This window comes from Blattabacterium cuenoti (genome assembly GCF_014251635.1).
GTDB classification, from domain to species: Bacteria; Bacteroidota; Bacteroidia; order Flavobacteriales; family Blattabacteriaceae; genus Blattabacterium; species Blattabacterium cuenoti_S.
The window spans coordinates 457752-476346 of record NZ_CP059194.1 but is presented as its reverse complement, the minus strand read 5'-3'; the positions used below and the strand labels follow the sequence as shown (position 1 = coordinate 476346).

Sequence of the window (18595 nt, the reverse complement as noted above, 5' to 3'; positions counted from 1 at the left end):
TTTTGAAAAAATTTATTTTAATTATTTTTTCTATTGTATTAATAGATCAAATTTTAAAAATTTATATTAAAACTCATTTTGAATTAGGAGGTGGAATTTCTATCTTTCCTTTTTTCCGAATTCTTTTTGTAGAAAATCCAGGAATGGCTTATGGTATTAATTTTTGGATAGGATATCATGGAAAAATACTATTAAGTATATTCCGATTTTTTTTGGTTTTTCTTATTTCTACTTTTCTTTACATAAATATAAAGAGAGGCACTTCAAAATATTTAACTGTTTCTATCAGTTTAATTTTATCGGGCGCTATGGGGAATTTTTTGGATAGTGCTTTATATGGATTGTTGTTTGATACAGGAACAATTTATCATCAAAAATCTGAAAAATGGATTCCTTATTTTGGAATATCTAAAATAAGTTATGATCCTTTTGATAAAAAAAGGGGAGAAGGATATGCTGCTTTTATGGAAGGATGTGTTGTAGATATGTTTTATTTCCCTATAATAGATACTTATTTACCTCCCTGGATTCCATTTTTTGGAGGTTATAATTTAAAATTTTTTCAACCTATTTTTAATTTATCTGATGTAATGATATCTATTGGAGTCTTTTCATTACTTATATTTAAACGTAAAATTAAAAATGCAAAACTTTTATAAAGTTTATTATTTTTTTGAGAATTATAAAAATCTCTATAGATTTGTATCGCCCTGATTTTCATTATTACGAATACAATTTGAATAGCCGGTGTAGCTCAGTTGGTCAGAGCACGTGATTTGTAATCTCGGGGCCGTGGGTTCGAATCCCTCCACCGGCTTTTGGGGAGATACTCAAGTCTGGTTAACGAGGACAGACTGTAAATCTGTTGGCTTTGCCTTCGCAGGTTCGAATCCTGCTCTCCTCATATATAGCGGAAGTAGCTCAGTTGGTAGAGCATCAGCCTTCCAAGTTGAATGTCGCGGGTTCGAATCCCGTCTTCCGCTCTATGAGAATTATGAGAATAATATTCATGGCCAATGTAGCTCAGTGGGAGAGCACTTCCTTGGTAAGGAAGAGGTCACGGGTTCAATTCCCGCCGTTGGCTTTTTTTAAACTCAATATTTTAATAATTTTATCATGGCAAAAGAAAAATTTAAACGAAACAAACCGCATGTAAATATAGGAACTACAGGTCATGTAGATCATGGTAAAACCACTCTAACTGCTTCGATTACAAAAGTTTTATCAGAAATTGGATTAGCAGAAGAAAAAAGTTTTGACGCAATAGACAATGCTCCGGAAGAAAAAGCAAGAGGAATTACTATTAATACATCTCATGTAGAATATGAAACGGAAAAAAGACATTATGCACATGTTGATTGTCCTGGTCATGCTGATTATGTCAAAAACATGATTACAGGAGCGGCTCAAATGGATGGAGCTATTTTGGTTGTAGCGGCTACAGATGGGCCAATGCCTCAAACTAGAGAACATATATTATTATCTCGTCAAGTAGGAGTTCCAAAAATTGTGGTATTTATGAATAAAGTAGATCAAGTAGATGATCCAGAATTATTAGAATTAGTAGAAATGGAAATTAGAGAATTACTTTCTAAATATGAATATGATGGAGAAAATATCCCTATTATACAAGGATCTGCTTTAGGAGCTTTAAATGGAGAAAAAAAATGGATAGAAAAAATAAAAGATTTAATGAAAGTATTAGATGATTATATTCCTGAACCAGTTCGTGAAATGGATAAACCCTTTTTAATGCCTGTAGAGGATGTTTTTACTATAACAGGAAGAGGAACAGTAGCAACTGGTCGTATTGAAAGTGGAATTATTAATACAGGAGATTTAGTTGATATAATTGGAATGGGAGAAAATAAATTATCATCTACAGTAACAGGAGTTGAAATGTTTAGAAAAATATTAGATAAAGGTCAAGCAGGAGATAATGTAGGTTTATTATTACGCGGAATAGAAAAAAAAGATATAAAAAGAGGAATGGTGGTTGGAAAACCAGGATCTGTAAAACCTCATAAAAAATTTAAAGCAGAAGTGTATATTCTTACAAAAGAAGAGGGCGGAAGACATACTCCTTTTCATAATAAATATCGCCCTCAGTTTTATTTAAGAACAACAGACGTAACAGGAGAAATTCATCTTCCAGATGGAATAGAAATGGTTATGCCTGGGGACAATGTCGCTATGGAAGTAGAATTACATCAACCTATAGCATTAAGTGATAATTTACGTTTTGCTATTCGTGAAGGAGGAAAAACAGTAGGAGCGGGGCAAGTTATTCATATAATGGATTAATTTGGAAACAATATAATATAATAATAATTTGGAAACGGATGTAGCTCAGTTGGTAGAGCGTCGGTCTCCAAAACCGAAGGTCGTAAGTTCGACCCTTACCATCCGTGCATTGATTATTCGTATATAAGATGAAGAAAAATAATTTTTTTTTAGAGATTTATGACGAATTTTTTCATTGTATTACATGGCCTAAATGGATAGATTTACAAGCAAAAACAATGATTGTTTCTTTTTTTTCCATATTTCTATCCATATTTTTATATGGGGTAGATGGTTTTTTTATTTTGTTAATTAAGAAATTATTTTCTTTATAAAATTATATATTAATGAGTGATTTGGAAAGAAAATGGTATGTAATAAAAACCATGAGTGGACAAGAAAACAAGGTAAAATTATATATTGAGAATGAAGTTAGAAATAACGGATTTCAAGAACATATAGGAAAGGTATTAGTTCCTATTGAAAAAGTGATACAAATGAGAAAAGGGAAAAAAATTCATAGAGAAAAGGTTCACTATCCTGGATATGTCATGATAGAAGCGAATTTAGAAGGAGAAGCTGCACATGCAATAAAAAATGTTCCGGGAGTTATAAATTTTTTAAGTGAAGGGAAAGGAGCATCCGCAGTACCTATTCCTATGAGGAAAGAAGAAGTAAATAAAATGTTAGGAAAAATAGATCAACTTTCTGAAAGTTATGAAAATATCAGTGTTCCTTTTATAGTAGGAGAAACAATAAAAGTTACAGATGGACCTTTTACTGGATTTAATGGAACAATTGAAAAAATAAATGAAGAAAAAAGAAAATTAGAATTAGCCGTTTTAATTTTTGGAAGAAAAACTCCATTAGAATTGAACTTTACACAGATAGAAAAAATTTAAGTAAATCATGGTTATAATAAGAAAAAAAACGGTAAAAAAAATTAAAATACAGAAAATTAATGGAGGAAAAGCAAGCCCTGCACCCCCTATTGGCCCTATTTTGGGTAGTGCTGGAGTAAATATTATGGAATTTTGTAAACAATATAATTCTTTGACTCAAAATAAAATAGACAAAATATGTCCTGTTGTAATAACCGTGTATGAAGATAAATCATTTTCTTTTTTTATCAAAAAACCTCCAGTTTCTATTCAATTGTTGAATGTTGTAAAAAAAGAAAAAGGATCTAAAGAATCTAATCGTTATAAAATAGGAAAAATAAGTTTAAATGAAATTAAAATAATAGCGAAAAATAAAATGGAAGATTTGAATTGTTTTTCAATTGAGTCTGCTATATCTATGGTTTCCGGAACTGCTAGATCTATGGGGATAGAAATAGAAATTGATTGTTAAAAAAATTTCATTGTATTTCACAATATGTCAAAAAAATTAACTAAAAATAAAAAGAAAATTCTGGAGAAAATTTCTAATAAGAAATATTCTTTGGAAGATGCAATACTTCTCCTGAAAGAAATTAATTTTGTAAAATTTGATGCATCTATTGATATTTCTATCCATCTTAGAATAGATGTTCGATTACCTAATCAAATGGTAAGAGGGACAGTATCGTTACCTCATGGTACAGGTAAAAATATTTGTGTTTTAGCTTTAGTTCCTAAGGATAAAGAATTAGAAGTTAAAAAAGTGGGAGCTGATTATGTTGGGTTAAATTATATTGAAAAAATTAAGTCTGGATGGACAGATATTGATGTTATTGTAGCCACTCCCTCTGTTATGACTCAATTGAGTACTATAGGAAAAATATTGGGTCCTAAAGGATTAATGCCCAATCCTAAAATGGAAACTGTTTCTGTGAACCCAGAAAAATCTATAAAAGAAATTAAATCTGGAAAAATCACTTTTAAAGCAGATCGTTATGGGATTGTTCATTCTTCTGTAGGAAGAGTTTCATTTTCACATCAATATTTATTAGAAAATATTGGAGAATTTATAAAAACAATTGTTCGAAATAAACCTTCTACATCTAAGGGCTCTTATATAAAAAGTATTTACTTATCTAGCACTATGAGTTATGGTATTCCATTAGATTTAAAAAGTTTCGTGAATACGTGAACAAATGAATAAAGAAAATAAAAAAAAAGAACTATTGAAATTAGTTTATATATTATCTAATAATGAAACAATATATTTGATTGATATATCCAATTTAAATTCTAACCAAGTATCTATTCTTAGAAAAAATTTTCATAAACATAGTATTAAAATGAGAATAGTAAAAAATACTTTGTTGAAAAAAGCTATAAATAAAACAAAAAATCAGAAATTTGATTCTTTTTTTTCTATTTTAAATGGAAATACAACTTTATTATTTTCAAATTTTAATGTTGCAAATATAGCTTCAAAAATTATAAAAGATTTTCATATTCAAGAGCAAACTGATAAACCTTATTTAAAAGTTGCTTATGCTCAAGAATCTTTTTATTTTGGTGGAAATAAAGATTTAAATGTATTGATACATTTGAAATCTAAGGAAGATATTATTATTGAAATTTTCAATACACTTCAATTCTCAATAAAGGATGTTATTTCATCTTTTATGGATTCAACAAAATATAAAATATGCGGTCTTTTAGAAGCCTTATCTTCTAAAAAGTGAAAATATAAGCCTCCTGTTATCTTAGGATAATTTTAAAAAATAAATAATAAAAAATAAAATGATAGAAAAGCTAGCAGAACAATTAGTTAATTTAACCGTAAAACAAGTTAATGAATTAGCTACTCTTTTAAAAAAAAAATATGGAATAGAACCGTCTACTTCAATAAAAGTGGACCCCCCTTTATCTCAAAAAGAAGAAACTCAAACTCATGAAAAAGAAGAAAAAAGTATTTTTAATATAATTTTAAAATCATCTGGAAATTCTAAATTATCTGTAGTAAAATTAGTGAAAGAAATCACTGGAAAAGGCCTTAAGGAATCTAAAGATTTAGTAGATAATGCCCCCAGTGTTCTTAAAGAATCTGTCAATAAAAAAGAAGCGGAAGATTTTAAAAATAAATTTGAAGAAATAGGTGCTGAAGTGGAATTGAAGTAGAAAATTTTACATTTTTTTAAAAATTATCCATTAAATTAAAATTGGTGAGTACAGAAAAAAAAAGAATCACTTTTGCCTCAGTAGCAAAACAAGTGGGATATCCGGATTTTTTAGATATCCAAATCAAATCATTTAAAGAATTTTTTCAATTGGATGCAAAACCGAAAGATAGAAAAAACGAAGGATTATTCAAAGCTTTTACAGAAAATTTTCCTATTTCTGATGCTAGAAATTCTTTTGTTTTAGAATTTAAAGGTTATTCTATAGATTCTCCTAGATATTCAATAGAAGAATGTATAGAAAGAGGTTTAACTTATAGTGTTCCTTTAAAAGCGAAATTAAAATTGTATTGTACTGATCCTGAACATGAAGATTTTGAAACTGTGTATCAAGATGTTTATTTAGGAACATGTCCTTATATGACTCCATCCGGTTCTTTTATTTTTAATGGATCGGAAAGAGTAATTGTATCTCAATTACATCGTTCTCCCGGTGTTTTTTTCGGGCAATCCCATCATGCTAATGGGACCAAACTTTATTCCGCTAGAATTATTCCATTTAAAGGGTCATGGATAGAATTTGCCACAGACATTAATAATGTCATGTATGCCTATATTGATAGGAAAAAAAAATTACCCATGACAACTTTATTACGTGCAATTGGATATGAAAGAGACAAAGATATATTGGAAATATTTGATTTATCTGAGGAAATCAAAATAAAAGGAAACGAAAAAAATATTTTAAATAGAACTTTATCAGCTAGAGTATTAAAAATTTGGCATGAGGATTTTGTTGACGAAGATACAGGAGAGGTTTTATCTGTAGAAAAAAATGAGATTCTCATAGAGAGAAATGTTTTTTTGAAAGAGGAACATATTGATCTTATGATTCATCATGAAATTAAAACTATTTTATTGCATAAAGAAGGAGAAAGAAAAAAAGATTATTCCATTATTTATAATACTTTACAGAAGGATCCAACTAATTCTGAAAAAGAAGCAGTAGAATATATTTATAGACAACTCAGAAATACTGAACCTCCAGATGAGGAGACGGCAAGAGGGGTTATAGATAAACTTTTTTTTTCTGATACTAGATATAGTTTAGGTCCTGTAGGAAGATACCGTTTGAATAAACGTCTTGGCTTAAACATAGATCCTGATTATTTAGTTTTAACCAGAGAAGATATTATTGCAATAGTAGAACATTTAAATGCTCTCTTTAATTCCAAAAGAGAAGTAGATGATATTGATCATTTATCGAATAGACGAGTAAGAACAGTAGGAGAACAACTTTATGCTCAATTCAGTATTGGTTTGTCTAGAATGTCTAGAACTATAAGAGAAAGAATGAATGTTCGTGATAATGAGGTTTTTATGCCAGTGGATCTTATTAATGCTAAAACTTTATCATCTGTAATCAACACTTTTTTTGGAACAAATCAATTATCTCAATTTATGGATCAAACAAACCCTTTATCAGAGATCACTCATAAAAGAAGACTTTCTGCATTGGGGCCTGGCGGATTATCTAGAGAAAGAGCAGGATTTGAGGTAAGAGATGTTAATTATTCTCATTATGGGAGATTGTGTCCAATAGAAACTCCAGAAGGACCTAATATAGGATTAATATCTTCTCTTTCTGTATTTGCAAAGATAAATAATATGGGGTTCGTTGAGACTCCATATCGTATTGTTTACGATCAAAAGGTAGATTTAAAATCTGGAGTAAAATATTTAAGTGCGGAAGAAGAAGAAGGAAAAATTATAGCACAAGCTAATGCTATTGATCAACATGGAAATTTTTTATCTGATAGAATTATAGTTCGTGAAGATGGAGATTTTCCTATAGTAAAACCTAATCAAGTAGATTATATAGATGTAGCGCCGAACCAAATCGCTTCTATATCTGCTTCTTTAATTCCTTTTTTAGAACATGACGATGCAAATAGAGCTTTGATGGGATCTAATATGATGCGTCAAGCTGTCCCATTATTAAAACCTGAATCCCCCATTGTAGGAACTGGATTAGAAGAACAAGTCGCAAGGGATTCTCGTATATTGATTAATGCAGAAAAAAATGGATTTGTCGAATATGTTGATGCAAAAAAAATAATTATCCGTTATGATAGAACAAATAGAGAAGATTTAGTCAGTTTTGATTCTGTAACTAAGGTTTATGATTTGATCAAGTTTAGAAAAACAAATCAAAATACATGCATAAATTTAAAACCTATTGTAAGAAAAAAAATGAGAGTGATTCAGGGTCAAATATTATGTGAGGGCTATGCTACAGAAAATGGAGAATTAGCTTTAGGAAGAAACTTAAAAGCAGCTTTTATTCCGTGTAACGGATATAATTTTGAAGATGCTGTTTTAATTTCCGAAAAAGTGGTAAGTGAAGATTGGTTCACTTCCATACATATAGATGAATATTCTTTAGATGTTCGTGATACAAAATTAGGTATGGAAGAATTAACTAATGATATTCCTAATGTTAGTGAAGAAGCCACTAAAGATCTAGATGAAAATGGAATCATAAGAGTTGGAGCGGAAGTGAAACCTGGTGATATTCTAATTGGAAAAATCACTCCTAAAGGAGAATCTGATCCTACACCAGAAGAAAAATTATTAAGAGCTATTTTTGGAGATAAGGCAGGAAATGTAAAAGATGCTTCTTTAAGAGCTGAACCATCTTTATTTGGAGTTGTTATAGATACAAAACTTTTTACTAGAAGTATAAAAGATAAAGCATCTAGAGTTCAAGATAAAATTAAAATAGCACGTTTAGAAAAGGAATATGAAAAAAAATTTTTAGATATTAAAAATTTATTAATTAAAAAATTACAATCTATTTTAGATGGGAAGTTATGCCATAATTCTATTTTTAATGAAAAAAAACAGGAAATTATAAAAAAAGGAATAAAATTCACCACAAAAATACTTAATAATATACAGAATTATATAGAAATCAACTTTAGCAATTGGACTGATAATATTGAAATTAATAATCTGGTATCAGAAATTTTGCATAATTACAAAATAACGGTAAATGATTTAAATAGTATCTTTAAACATAAAAAATTTTCTATTACTGTTGGAGATGAATTGCCTTCAGGAATTATTAAAATGGCAAAAGTATATATTGCTAAAAAAAGAAAATTAAAGGTAGGTGATAAAATGGCAGGAAGACATGGAAATAAAGGAGTAGTCGCTAGAATATTAAGAGAAGAAGATATGCCTTTTTTAGAAGATGGAAGCCCTGTGGATATTGTTTTGAATCCTTTAGGAGTTCCTTCTAGAATGAATATAGGCCAAATATATGAAACTGTATTGGGGTGGTCTGGACAGAAATTAGATATGAAATTTTCAACACCTATATTTGATGGAGCTACCATAGAAGAAATTTGTAAATATACAGATAAAGCTAAAATTCCGCGTTTTGGTACCAGTTATTTATTCGATGGAGGAACAGGAGAAAGATTCGATCAACCTGCTACTGTAGGAGTAATATATATGTTAAAATTAGGTCATATGGTAGATGATAAAATGCATGCACGTTCAATAGGGCCTTATTCTTTAATTACTCAACAACCTTTAGGGGGGAAAGCTCAATTTGGGGGTCAACGTTTCGGAGAAATGGAAGTTTGGGCTTTGGAAGCTTTTGGAGCTTCTAACATTTTACGTGAAATTTTAACAGTTAAATCAGATGATGTTGCTGGAAGAGCTAAAACTTATGAATCTATAGTAAAAGGGGAACCTATGCCTGAACCTAACAATCCAGAATCTTTTAATGTTCTTTGTTATGAATTAAAAGGATTAGGATTAGATATCCGTTTAGAAGAGTGAATTTTTATTATTCCATATTTTTTTATGATAAAAAAAATGAATAGAAAAAAAAACAATAAATTTAATAAAATAACTATTCGATTAGCTTCTCCAGAAGTTATACTTAAGGAATCACATGGAGAAGTATTAAAGCCAGAAACAATCAATTATAGAACACATAAACCAGAAAGAGATGGACTCTTTTGTGAACGAATTTTTGGTCCCGTGAAAGATTATGAGTGTGCCTGTGGTAAATATAAAAGAATTCGTTATAAAGGGATTATTTGTGATAGATGTGGAGTAGAAGTTACCGAAAAAAAAGTCAGAAGAGAACGTATGGGACATATAAGTCTTGTAGTCCCTGTTGTTCATATATGGTGTTTTCGATCTTCTCCTAATAAGATTGGATATTTATTAGGTTTACCTTCTAAAAAACTTGAAATGATTATTTATTATGAACGATATGTTGTTGTTCAAGTAGGTTTAGGGTTACGTTCAGATGGATCTTCTTTTCAAAAAGGAGATTTTCTTATTGAAGAAGAATATTTACAAGTTTTAAATAAACTTCCAAAAGGAAATCAGTTACTAGAAGATTCTGATACAAATAAGTTTATTGCTAAAATGGGAGCGGAATGTATAGAGGATCTTTTAAATAGAGTCGATTTGGATTCTCTATCTGTAGAACTAAGAAATCAAGCTCATAATGAAACTTCTAAACAAAGACGTATTGAAGCCTTGAAACGTTTACAGGTTGTTGAATCTTTTAAGGAAGGAAAAAAAAATGGAGGAAATCCATCTTGGATGATTATTCATGTATTGGCTGTTATTCCCCCTGAATTACGACCTTTGGTTCCTTTGGATGGAGGACGTTATGCTGCTTCTGATATGACTGATTTATACCGTCGTGTCCTTATAAGAAATAATCGTTTAAAAAGACTTATAGAAATTAAAGCGCCCGAAGTAATTTTACGAAATGAAAAAAGAATGCTGCAAGAAGCAGTAGATTCCCTTTTTGATAATTCAAGAAAAGTTTCTGCTGTAAAATCAGAAGCTAATCGTCCTTTAAAATCTTTATCTGATGCGTTAAAAGGGAAACAAGGGCGTTTTAGACAGAATCTTCTTGGAAAAAGAGTAGATTATTCTGCTCGATCTGTTATTGTAGTAGGCCCGCATTTAAAATTGCATGAATGCGGATTACCTAAAGATATGGCTGCAGAACTTTATAAACCTTTTATTATACGGAAATTAATTGAAAGGGGGATAGTAAAAACAGTAAAATCTTCAAAAAAAATTATTGATAAAAGAGATCCCATGATATGGGACATTTTAGAAAATGTTTTAAAAGGGCATCCTATATTATTAAACCGGGCTCCTACTTTGCACAGGTTGGGAATTCAAGCTTTCCAACCTAAATTAATAGAGGGAAAAGCAATTCAATTACATCCTTTAGTTTGTGCGGCTTTTAATGCAGATTTTGATGGGGATCAAATGGCAGTTCATTTACCGTTATCTCATGGAGCTATATTAGAGGCTCAACTTTTAATGTTAGCTTCTCAAAATATATTAAATCCTGCTAATGGTTCTCCTATTACAGTTCCTTCCCAAGATATGGTATTAGGATTATATTATATGACTAAACCTTTACTATCAGATTCCAAAAGAAAAGTTAAAGGGGAGGGACTGATTTTTTATTCTTCAGAAGAAGTGGAAATAGCATATAATCAAAGTATAGTAGATTTGCATGCTTTGATTAAAGTTAAAGTTAATCTTCGTGAAAAAGAAAAATTTTTTAATAAAATAATAGAAACGACTGTAGGAAGAGTGTTATTTAATCAAGTAGTCCCTAAAAAAGTCGGATTTATTAATGAATCTCTTACAAAAAAATCTCTTAGAGAAATTATAGGTAAAATATTATATCTTACAGATGTACCTACTACTGCTAATTTTTTAGATGATATTAAAGAATTAGGTTTTTATAATGCATTTAAAGGTGGATTATCTTTTGGATTAGGAGATATTATTATTCCTGATAACAAGAGAAAGATGGTAGATCATGCAATAAAACAAGTAGATAATGTAAAAATGAATTATAACATGGGATTAATCACGAATAATGAACGTTATAATCAAGTTATTGATATATGGACAAATACCAACGCTATGCTTACGGAAAAAGTAATGAAATACATGCGTGAAGATAGACAAGGATTTAATCCCGTGTATATGATGCTAGATTCTGGAGCAAGAGGTTCTAAAGAGCAAATACGTCAGCTGTCAGGAATGCGGGGTTTAATGGCTAAACCTCAAAAAGCAGGATCCTCTGGAGGGGAAATTATTGAAAATCCCATTTTATCCAATTTTAGAGAAGGACTTTCTATTTTAGAATATTTTATATCTACTCATGGAGCCAGAAAAGGATTAGCAGATACTGCATTAAAAACTGCAGATGCTGGATATCTTACGAGACGTTTAGTAGATGCTGCTCAAGATGTTATTATAAAAATAGAAGATTGTAAAACTTTACGTGGATTAGAAATTTCTGCATTGAAAAAAAATGAAGAGATCGTTGAAACTTTATTTGATAGAATTTTAGGACGTATATCTTTAAATGATATTTATAGAAAAAATCAATTAATGGTTTCTGCAGGTGATATGATTGATGAAAAAACAGCAGAGTTAATTGATAAATCTGGGATTGAACTTGTGGAAGTTAGATCTCCTTTAACTTGTGAAGCAAAAATGGGAATCTGCTCTAAATGTTACGGGCGTAATTTATCTACAGGAGAAATAGTTCAAAAAGGAGAAGCTGTAGGAGTTATTGCGGCACAATCAATTGGAGAGCCAGGCACTCAGTTAACTTTACGTACTTTTCATGTTGGAGGTACGGCAGGAAATATTACAGAGTCTTCACAAATAAAAGCGAAATATGATGGAATTGTAGAATTTGAAGACTTAAAATTTGTAAATACAAAACAGAATTCTGATCCTATGATGAAAGGAATAGTCGTTTCTAGATCTACAGAAATGAAACTTTTCAATTTAAAAAAATCATCTGTCTTAATGGTGAATAATATTCCTTATGGAGCTTCTTTATATGTAAAACATGGAGATCAATTGAAAGCCGGAGATATGATTTGCAAATGGGATCTATATAATGCAGTTATTGTTGCAGAATTTACTGGTGTAATATCTTATCAACATTTGGAGCAAGGCGTTACTTTTCAAGTAGAAATAGACGAACAAACTGGATTTAAAGAAAAAGTAATAACGGAAGTTAGAAACAAAAATTTAATACCAACGTTAAAAATTATTAATGAAAAAAATGAAGAATTAAAAGTGTATAATTTACCGGTAGGGGCTCATTTAATGGTAGATGATGAAGAAAAAATAAATATAGGAAAGATATTAGTAAAGGTTCCAAGAAGAACTGCTAAATCAGGTGATATCACAGGAGGGTTACCTCGTCTATCTGAATTGTTTGAAGCACGTAATCCATCTAATCCTGCGGTAGTATCAGAGATGGATGGAATAGTAAGTCATGGAAAAATAAAAAGAGGGAATAGAGAGATTATTGTAGAATCTAAAACAGGAGAAATTAGAAAATATCTTGTAAAATTATCTAATCAAATACTTGTGCAGGAAAATGATTACGTAAAAGCAGGAATGCCTTTATCAGATGGAGCAGTTACTCCTAATGATATTTTAAATATAAGGGGCCCTAGAGCTGTTCAAGAATATTTAGTAAAAGAGATACAGGAGGTATATCGTTTACAAGGAGTAAAAATTAATGATAAACATTTTGAAGTTATTGTTTTACAAATGATGAGAAAAGTAGAAGTTATAGATGTAGGAGACACTAAATTTTTGGAAGGAAACATAGAATATAAAGACGATTTTATAGAAGAAAATGACAGAATATCTCAAATGAAAGTAGTTGAAGATTCCGGGGATTCTGAAATATTTAAAAATGGAGATATTATTAGTTACAGGGATTTCAGAAATGAAAATACAGTTTTAAAATATAAAAATAAAAAATTAATAAAAACCAGAAGCGCAATTCCTGCTACAGCAAGACCTATATTACAAGGGATCACAAGAGCTGCGTTACAAACTAAATCTTTTATATCTGCCGCTTCATTTCAAGAAACAACAAAAGTTTTAAGTGAGGCAGCTATAAGTAGCAAAATTGATTATTTACATGGATTAAAGGAAAATGTAATTGTAGGGCATAAAATTCCTGCAGGAACTGGATTGAGAGAATATGAAAATCTTTTTCCAGATATATTATCTTAAATTTATTTGACTAGAGTTTTTTTCTTTTCCATTTATTTTTTATAGATACTGTTTGATTGAATATAATTTGATTTTTATCATTTGTAATATCACTATCCACATAAAAATAACCAACTCGTTGAAATTGAAAATGATCTCCTTTTTTTGCTTTTTTTAAGTAAGGTTCCGCATAACCCATAATTTTATCTTCTGATTTAGGATTAATATGTTTATCAAAATCTATATCTGGATTTCTTTTTAGAAAAAGAGGGTTATATAAATTAACTTTTATGGGAAAAGAATGTTTTATCGACACCCAGTGTAAAGTACTTTTTACTCTTCCTTTTTTTTCAATTTTGCTCTTTTTTCCAGATTGACTTTTTGGGTCATAGGTACAATGTATTTCCTTTATTTTTCCTTTATAATTTTTGATTATAGAATTTGCTTTTATGATATAAGCGTTTTTAAGTCTTACTTCTTTTCCAATACAAAGACGAAAAAAATTTTTTTCTTCTTTTTCTAAAAAATCATCTTTTTCAATATATATAAACTTGGAAAAAGGAACCTTTCTATTTCCAAAACTAGAATCTTCTGGATTATTTTCTGCTTCTATCCATTCAGTCGTATTTAAGTAATTATCAATAATTAATTTAATTGGATGTAATACTACCATAACTCTGGAAGCTATTTTGTTTAAATGTTCTCTAATCCAAAATTCTAAAAAAGATATATCTATAATATTGTTCCTTTTTGTAATTCCTATTTTATGAATAAAATTTTTTAAAGCAACAGAAGTGTATCCTTTACGGCGTAATCCAGATATTGTTAAAATACGTGGATCATCCCAAGATTGAATAATTTTTTTTTCAATTAAATATTGAATTTTTCTTTTACTGGTTATAGTATGACTTAAATTTAATCTTGAAAATTCTATTTGTTTTGGTCTGATTTTATCTTTTTTTTCAGTATAAATTTGATCTAAATACCAATTATATAACGGGCGTCTATTTTCAAATTCCAAGGAACATAAAGAATGAGATATTTGTTCTATATAATCACATAAACCATGTGTCCAATCATAAGTAGGATAAATACACCATTTGTATCCAGTTCTATGATGTTTTTTTCGCAAAATTCTATACATAATTGGATCTCGCATATTCATATTTGAAGAACTCATATTAATTTTAGCTCTTAGAACACAAGATCCTTCTTTAAAAAATCCGTTTTTCATTTTTTCGAATAGTAACAGATTTTCTTCTATAGACCTATTTCTATAGTGGCTATCAATTCCAATTTCAAAAGGATTTTTTCTTTGAAATTGGATGATGTTTTTAGGTTGATCATCTACATAAGCTTTGTTTTTTTTAATTAATTCTGTAGCCCATTCATAAAGTTTATGAAAATAATCTGAAGCATAACTTTCATTGTCCCAATGAAAACCTAAAAAAATAATATCTTTTTTTATAGAATCTATAAAATTTCTGTCTTCTCCTATAGGGTTAGTATCATCAAATCTTAAATTGATTGGAGATTTATATTTTTTGCTTAATTCAAAATTCAAACATATAGCTTTGACATGCCCAATATGAAGAAACCCATTAGGTTCAGGAGGAAAACGGAATCTAATTTTTTTTACAGGAAATCCATTTTTTATATCTTCCTCTATAATTTTTTCAATAAAATGTAAATATGATTCTATTTCCGAAAAATAATTTGAAGTCAATTTTACTACGAATATAATTAATTTTTTGAAAAAAATATATTTTTGCTATGTTATTTTTAATAGTTGGAACTTGAATTATAGAGAAACAGTTCAATGGATTTTTAAACGTCTTCCAATCTATCAAAAAACAGGATTGAGATCATATAATCCAGGGTTACAAAGAATACAAAATTTTTGTTCTTATTTAGGAAATCCTCAAGATTTTTTTAAAAGTATACATGTAGGTGGAACAAATGGAAAAGGATCTACAGTACATATGTTATCTTCTATTTTACAAGAAGAAAAATATAGAATAGGATTGTTCACTTCACCTCATTTAATAGATTTTAGAGAAAGAATAACCTGTAATGGCATTTTGATTGAAGAAGATTTTATTGTAGATTTTATAAATAAAAATAAAAAATTTATAGAAAAAGAAAATATTTCATTTTTTGAAATGAATACAGCTTTAGCTTTTCAATATTTTAAAGAAAAAAAAGTAAATATAGCAATTATAGAAGTAGGGATGGGAGGACGATTTGATTCTACCAATTTGATAAATCCGGAAATATCTGTTATTACAAATATTAGCATAGATCATACAGAAACTCTTGGAAATCATCTATTACAAATCGCTTCGGAAAAAGCTGGAATTATAAAAAAAAATGTATCAGTGATAATAGGAATAGGAAGAAAAATATCGAAAGATGTCCGATTTTTTTTTCTTCAAGAAGCTTTCAAAAAAAATGCTCCAATTTATTTTTCTATAAAAAATAGAAAGGATTCTAAATATAAAATGCCTTTTAAAGCAGATTATCAGAATTTAAATCGAAGTGTAGTATTAAAAATAATAAGTATTTTACATTATAGAAAAAATATCACAGTATCTAATCAATCAATAAAAAAAGGATTAAAAAATGTGATAAAAAATACTAATTTCAAAGGTCGATGGCACATCCTGCAACAAAAAAATCCAAAAATCATTTGTGATATAGCTCATAATGAAGAAGGGATATATATGATTTGTGAACAATTAAAAAAAGAATCATATGAAAGATTACACCTAGTTTTAGGTTTTGTAAAAGAAAAAAAAGTAGACCAGTTATTAAAATATTTTTCCATTGAATCTTTTTATTATTTTTGTCAACCTAATATAGATAGAAAATATTCTATTCATGATTTAACAATATTAGTTGATAAATTATTTAAGAATCGTGATAAAATAAATTTTTTCCCTTCTGTGAAAAAGGCTTTTTTATCTGCTAAAAAGAAAGCAAATAAAAATGATTTGATTTTAATAAGTGGAAGTACATTTGTTGTATCTGAGGTCTTGTTATATTATAAGAGTTTTTTTTCTTACATTTGATTAAATAATATAAAAAAAATAGGGGCAATTAGCTCAGTTTGGTTTAGAGCATCTGTTTTACAAGCAGGGGGTCACTGGTTCGAATCCAGTATTGCCCACTATTCTTAATATAAAATTTAATATCTTTTCTTTTTCTTTTGGATCAAACCATATGATTGAGGTGTCTTTTTTGTACCATGTTAATTGTCTTTTTGCGTATTTTCTAGTGTTTATTTTTATTTTTTCTATACTATTATTCAAATCTTTTTTTCCTTTATAAAAAAATTCAAATATCTCTTTATATCCTATTGTTTGCAAACTATTTAAATTTCTATAATGATAATAGAGCTTCGCTTCATCTAATAAACCTATTTTCATCATATCATTTACTCTATTATTTATTCTAGAATAGATTTCATATCTTGGCATTTTTAATCCTATTTTTAAAATTAAAAAATCTCTTTTCTTTTTTTTTTTGTAAAAAAAAGAAGGGCTTTTTCCTGTAGATTGAACGATTTCTAAATATCGAATCAATCGTCTGGGATTATTAATATCTATTGATTCACCTGATTTTTTGAATTTTATAAATTCCTTTTGTAAAAAAGAAATTCCTTTTTTTTGAAAATAATAAATTAAATGATTTCTGATATCAAGACGAATTTCAGGAAATTCAGATAATCCTTCTGTTGCTGCTTTTTCATATAAACTAGATCCTCCTACCATAATCAATATAGTATGTTTAGTGAATAATTCATCAATTTTTCTTAAAAAATCTATTTCAAATAATTTAGCATTGTAAATATGATGAATACTTAAATGTCCGATAAAATGATGAGAAATACGAGATAACTCTTCTGGGGTCGGGGTAGAGGTTCCTATTTTTAGTTCCTTATAAAATTGTCTAGAATCACAAGATAAAATTTCAGTTTTTAGTTTTTCAGCTAAAAATAAGGAAAGAAAAGTTTTCCCTACACAAGTAGGACCTAAAATAGAAATGAGAAATTTTTGATTCAATTTGTGATTGAAGAATGTTTAGATAATTTACTATACATCCAATAATCGGCTAAAACTAAAGCGCTCATAGATTCTACAATAGGTATAGCACGAGGTAAAACACAGGGATCATGTCTTCCTTTTCCTTCCATAAGGATAAAATTTCCATGTTTATCTATAGTTTTTTGTTTTTGCATTATTGTAGCAATAGGTTTTAACGCTATTCTAAAATAAATATCCATTCCATTCGAAATCCCTCCTTGTATTCCTCCGGATAAATTTGTTTTAGTTGTTCCATCTTTTTTAAATAAATCATTATGTTGAGAACCAGTTAGTTTAGTTCCACTAAATCCACTTCCGTATTCAAATCCTTTAACCGCATTAATTGAAAGCATAGCTTTTCCTAGCTCAGCATGTAATTTATCAAAAACAGGTTCTCCAATTCCTATTGGAATATTTTTTATTACACAAGTAATGATACCTCCTATTGTATCTCCTTTATTTTTTATTTTTTTAATTTCATATATCATTTTTTCCGCAGTATCTGGATCAGGGCATCTTATGGGATTATTTTCTATTGATTTCCTTGATAAATCTAATTCTTGATAAGATTTATTTATAGATATATCCCCCACAGAAGAAACATAAGATGTGATCTTAATATCTTTTATTAATTGTTTAGCAATAGCACCAGCTACTACTCTACATGTAGTTTCTCTTGCAGAAGAACGTCCTCCTCCTCTGTAATCTCTTATTCCATATTTTTTTTCATATGTTAAATCTGAATGTGATGGACGATAAACTTCTTTAATATGATTATAATCATCCGATTTATGATCTTTGTTATAAATAATAAAACCAATAGGAGTTCCGGTGGTTTTGTTCTCAAAAATTCCAGATAAAAAGTTAACTTTATCGGGCTCATTTCTTTGAGAAACTATAGAAGATTGTCCAGGTTTCCTTCTATTTAATTCATATTGAATTTCCTTCAAATTTAATTCTATTCCTGATGGACATCCATCAATAATTCCACCTAATGCTGTTCCATGGCTTTCTCCAAAAGTACTAACTCTAAATAAATTTCCAAAAATATTCCCTGCCATAACGAAAAAAA

14 protein-coding genes and 6 tRNA genes are annotated in these 18595 nt (G+C 28.9%); 17 read left to right on the top strand and 3 right to left on the bottom strand.

The features are described 5' to 3' along the window. The first annotated feature begins 2 nt into the window (after window positions 1-2). The 15 genes from H0H64_RS02355 to rpoC all read left to right on the top strand — a co-directional run bounded on the left by H0H64_RS02355 (window position 3) and on the right by rpoC (window position 13459). The gene (locus H0H64_RS02355) at window positions 3-659 is read left to right on the top strand and encodes a lipoprotein signal peptidase (protein WP_185857196.1); all 657 of its coding nucleotides are present in this window, start codon (window positions 3-5) and stop codon (window positions 657-659) included. 84 nt (window positions 660-743) lie between these two features. After that, window positions 744-817, top strand: a tRNA-Thr gene (locus tag H0H64_RS02350). Between the two features lie 3 nt (window positions 818-820). After that, window positions 821-904 (top strand) — tRNA-Tyr (locus H0H64_RS02345). A 6-nt stretch (window positions 905-910) separates the two neighbouring features. Further along, window positions 911-983, top strand: a tRNA-Gly gene (locus H0H64_RS02340). Window positions 984-1012: 29 nt separating this feature from the next. Then, a tRNA-Thr gene (locus H0H64_RS02335) sits at window positions 1013-1084 on the top strand. A 32-nt stretch (window positions 1085-1116) separates the two neighbouring features. After that, a complete protein-coding gene (tuf, locus tag H0H64_RS02330; protein ID WP_185857195.1) occupies window positions 1117-2304 on the top strand; it encodes an elongation factor Tu in 1188 nt (395 codons plus the stop codon). Window positions 2305-2338: 34 nt separating this feature from the next. After that, window positions 2339-2411 (top strand) — tRNA-Trp (locus H0H64_RS02325). A 21-nt stretch (window positions 2412-2432) separates the two neighbouring features. Beyond that, complete coding sequence (secE, locus tag H0H64_RS02320; RefSeq protein WP_185857194.1) at window positions 2433-2618, top strand: preprotein translocase subunit SecE; 186 nt, start codon at window positions 2433-2435, stop codon at window positions 2616-2618. Window positions 2619-2630: 12 nt separating this feature from the next. Next, window positions 2631-3185 carry a transcription termination/antitermination protein NusG gene (nusG, locus tag H0H64_RS02315; RefSeq protein WP_185857193.1) on the top strand — a complete coding sequence of 185 codons (555 nt, stop codon included), beginning with the start codon at window positions 2631-2633 and terminating at the stop codon, window positions 3183-3185. A gap of 7 nt (window positions 3186-3192) precedes the next feature. Beyond that, complete coding sequence (gene rplK, locus H0H64_RS02310; protein ID WP_185857192.1) at window positions 3193-3636, top strand: 50S ribosomal protein L11; 444 nt, start codon at window positions 3193-3195, stop codon at window positions 3634-3636. A gap of 24 nt (window positions 3637-3660) precedes the next feature. After that, window positions 3661-4356: a 50S ribosomal protein L1 gene (gene rplA / locus H0H64_RS02305; RefSeq protein WP_185857191.1), complete on the top strand. Its 696-nt coding sequence runs from the start codon at window positions 3661-3663 to the stop codon at window positions 4354-4356. Between the two features lie 4 nt (window positions 4357-4360). After that, window positions 4361-4900: a 50S ribosomal protein L10 gene (gene rplJ / locus H0H64_RS02300; protein ID WP_185857190.1), complete on the top strand. Its 540-nt coding sequence runs from the start codon at window positions 4361-4363 to the stop codon at window positions 4898-4900. A gap of 58 nt (window positions 4901-4958) precedes the next feature. Then, window positions 4959-5336: a 50S ribosomal protein L7/L12 gene (gene rplL, locus H0H64_RS02295; protein WP_185857189.1), complete on the top strand. Its 378-nt coding sequence runs from the start codon at window positions 4959-4961 to the stop codon at window positions 5334-5336. A 41-nt stretch (window positions 5337-5377) separates the two neighbouring features. Continuing rightward, the gene (gene rpoB, locus H0H64_RS02290; protein WP_185857188.1) at window positions 5378-9187 is read left to right on the top strand and encodes a DNA-directed RNA polymerase subunit beta; all 3810 of its coding nucleotides are present in this window, start codon (window positions 5378-5380) and stop codon (window positions 9185-9187) included. Window positions 9188-9223: 36 nt separating this feature from the next. Next, a complete protein-coding gene (gene rpoC, locus H0H64_RS02285) occupies window positions 9224-13459 on the top strand; it encodes a DNA-directed RNA polymerase subunit beta' (RefSeq protein WP_185857187.1) in 4236 nt (1411 codons plus the stop codon). A gap of 10 nt (window positions 13460-13469) precedes the next feature. Here rpoC and glnS read toward each other — a convergent pair whose 3' ends face one another. Next, a complete protein-coding gene (gene glnS, locus H0H64_RS02280) occupies window positions 13470-15164 on the bottom strand; it encodes a glutamine--tRNA ligase (RefSeq protein WP_185857186.1) in 1695 nt (564 codons plus the stop codon). Window positions 15165-15234: 70 nt separating this feature from the next. On the opposite strand from glnS, the gene H0H64_RS02275 reads away from it, so the two are divergent. Together H0H64_RS02275 and H0H64_RS02270 are read left to right on the top strand one after the other, a co-directional pair. Further along, window positions 15235-16509, top strand: a complete 1275-nt coding sequence (locus H0H64_RS02275; protein ID WP_185857185.1) for a bifunctional folylpolyglutamate synthase/dihydrofolate synthase — start codon at window positions 15235-15237, stop codon at window positions 16507-16509. A 22-nt stretch (window positions 16510-16531) separates the two neighbouring features. After that, window positions 16532-16607: transfer RNA gene (locus tag H0H64_RS02270), tRNA-Val, on the top strand. On the opposite strand, the gene miaA is transcribed toward H0H64_RS02270, so the two are convergent. Both miaA and aroC read right to left on the bottom strand, forming a co-directional pair. Beyond that, the gene (miaA, locus tag H0H64_RS02265) at window positions 16567-17502 is read right to left on the bottom strand and encodes a tRNA (adenosine(37)-N6)-dimethylallyltransferase MiaA (protein ID WP_185857615.1); all 936 of its coding nucleotides are present in this window, start codon (window positions 17500-17502) and stop codon (window positions 16567-16569) included. The genes H0H64_RS02270 and miaA overlap by 41 nt on opposite strands. Then, a complete protein-coding gene (gene aroC, locus H0H64_RS02260; protein WP_185857184.1) occupies window positions 17499-18584 on the bottom strand; it encodes a chorismate synthase in 1086 nt (361 codons plus the stop codon). The genes miaA and aroC overlap by 4 nt, the downstream gene beginning before the upstream one ends. Between the last annotated feature and the right edge of the window lie 11 nt (window positions 18585-18595).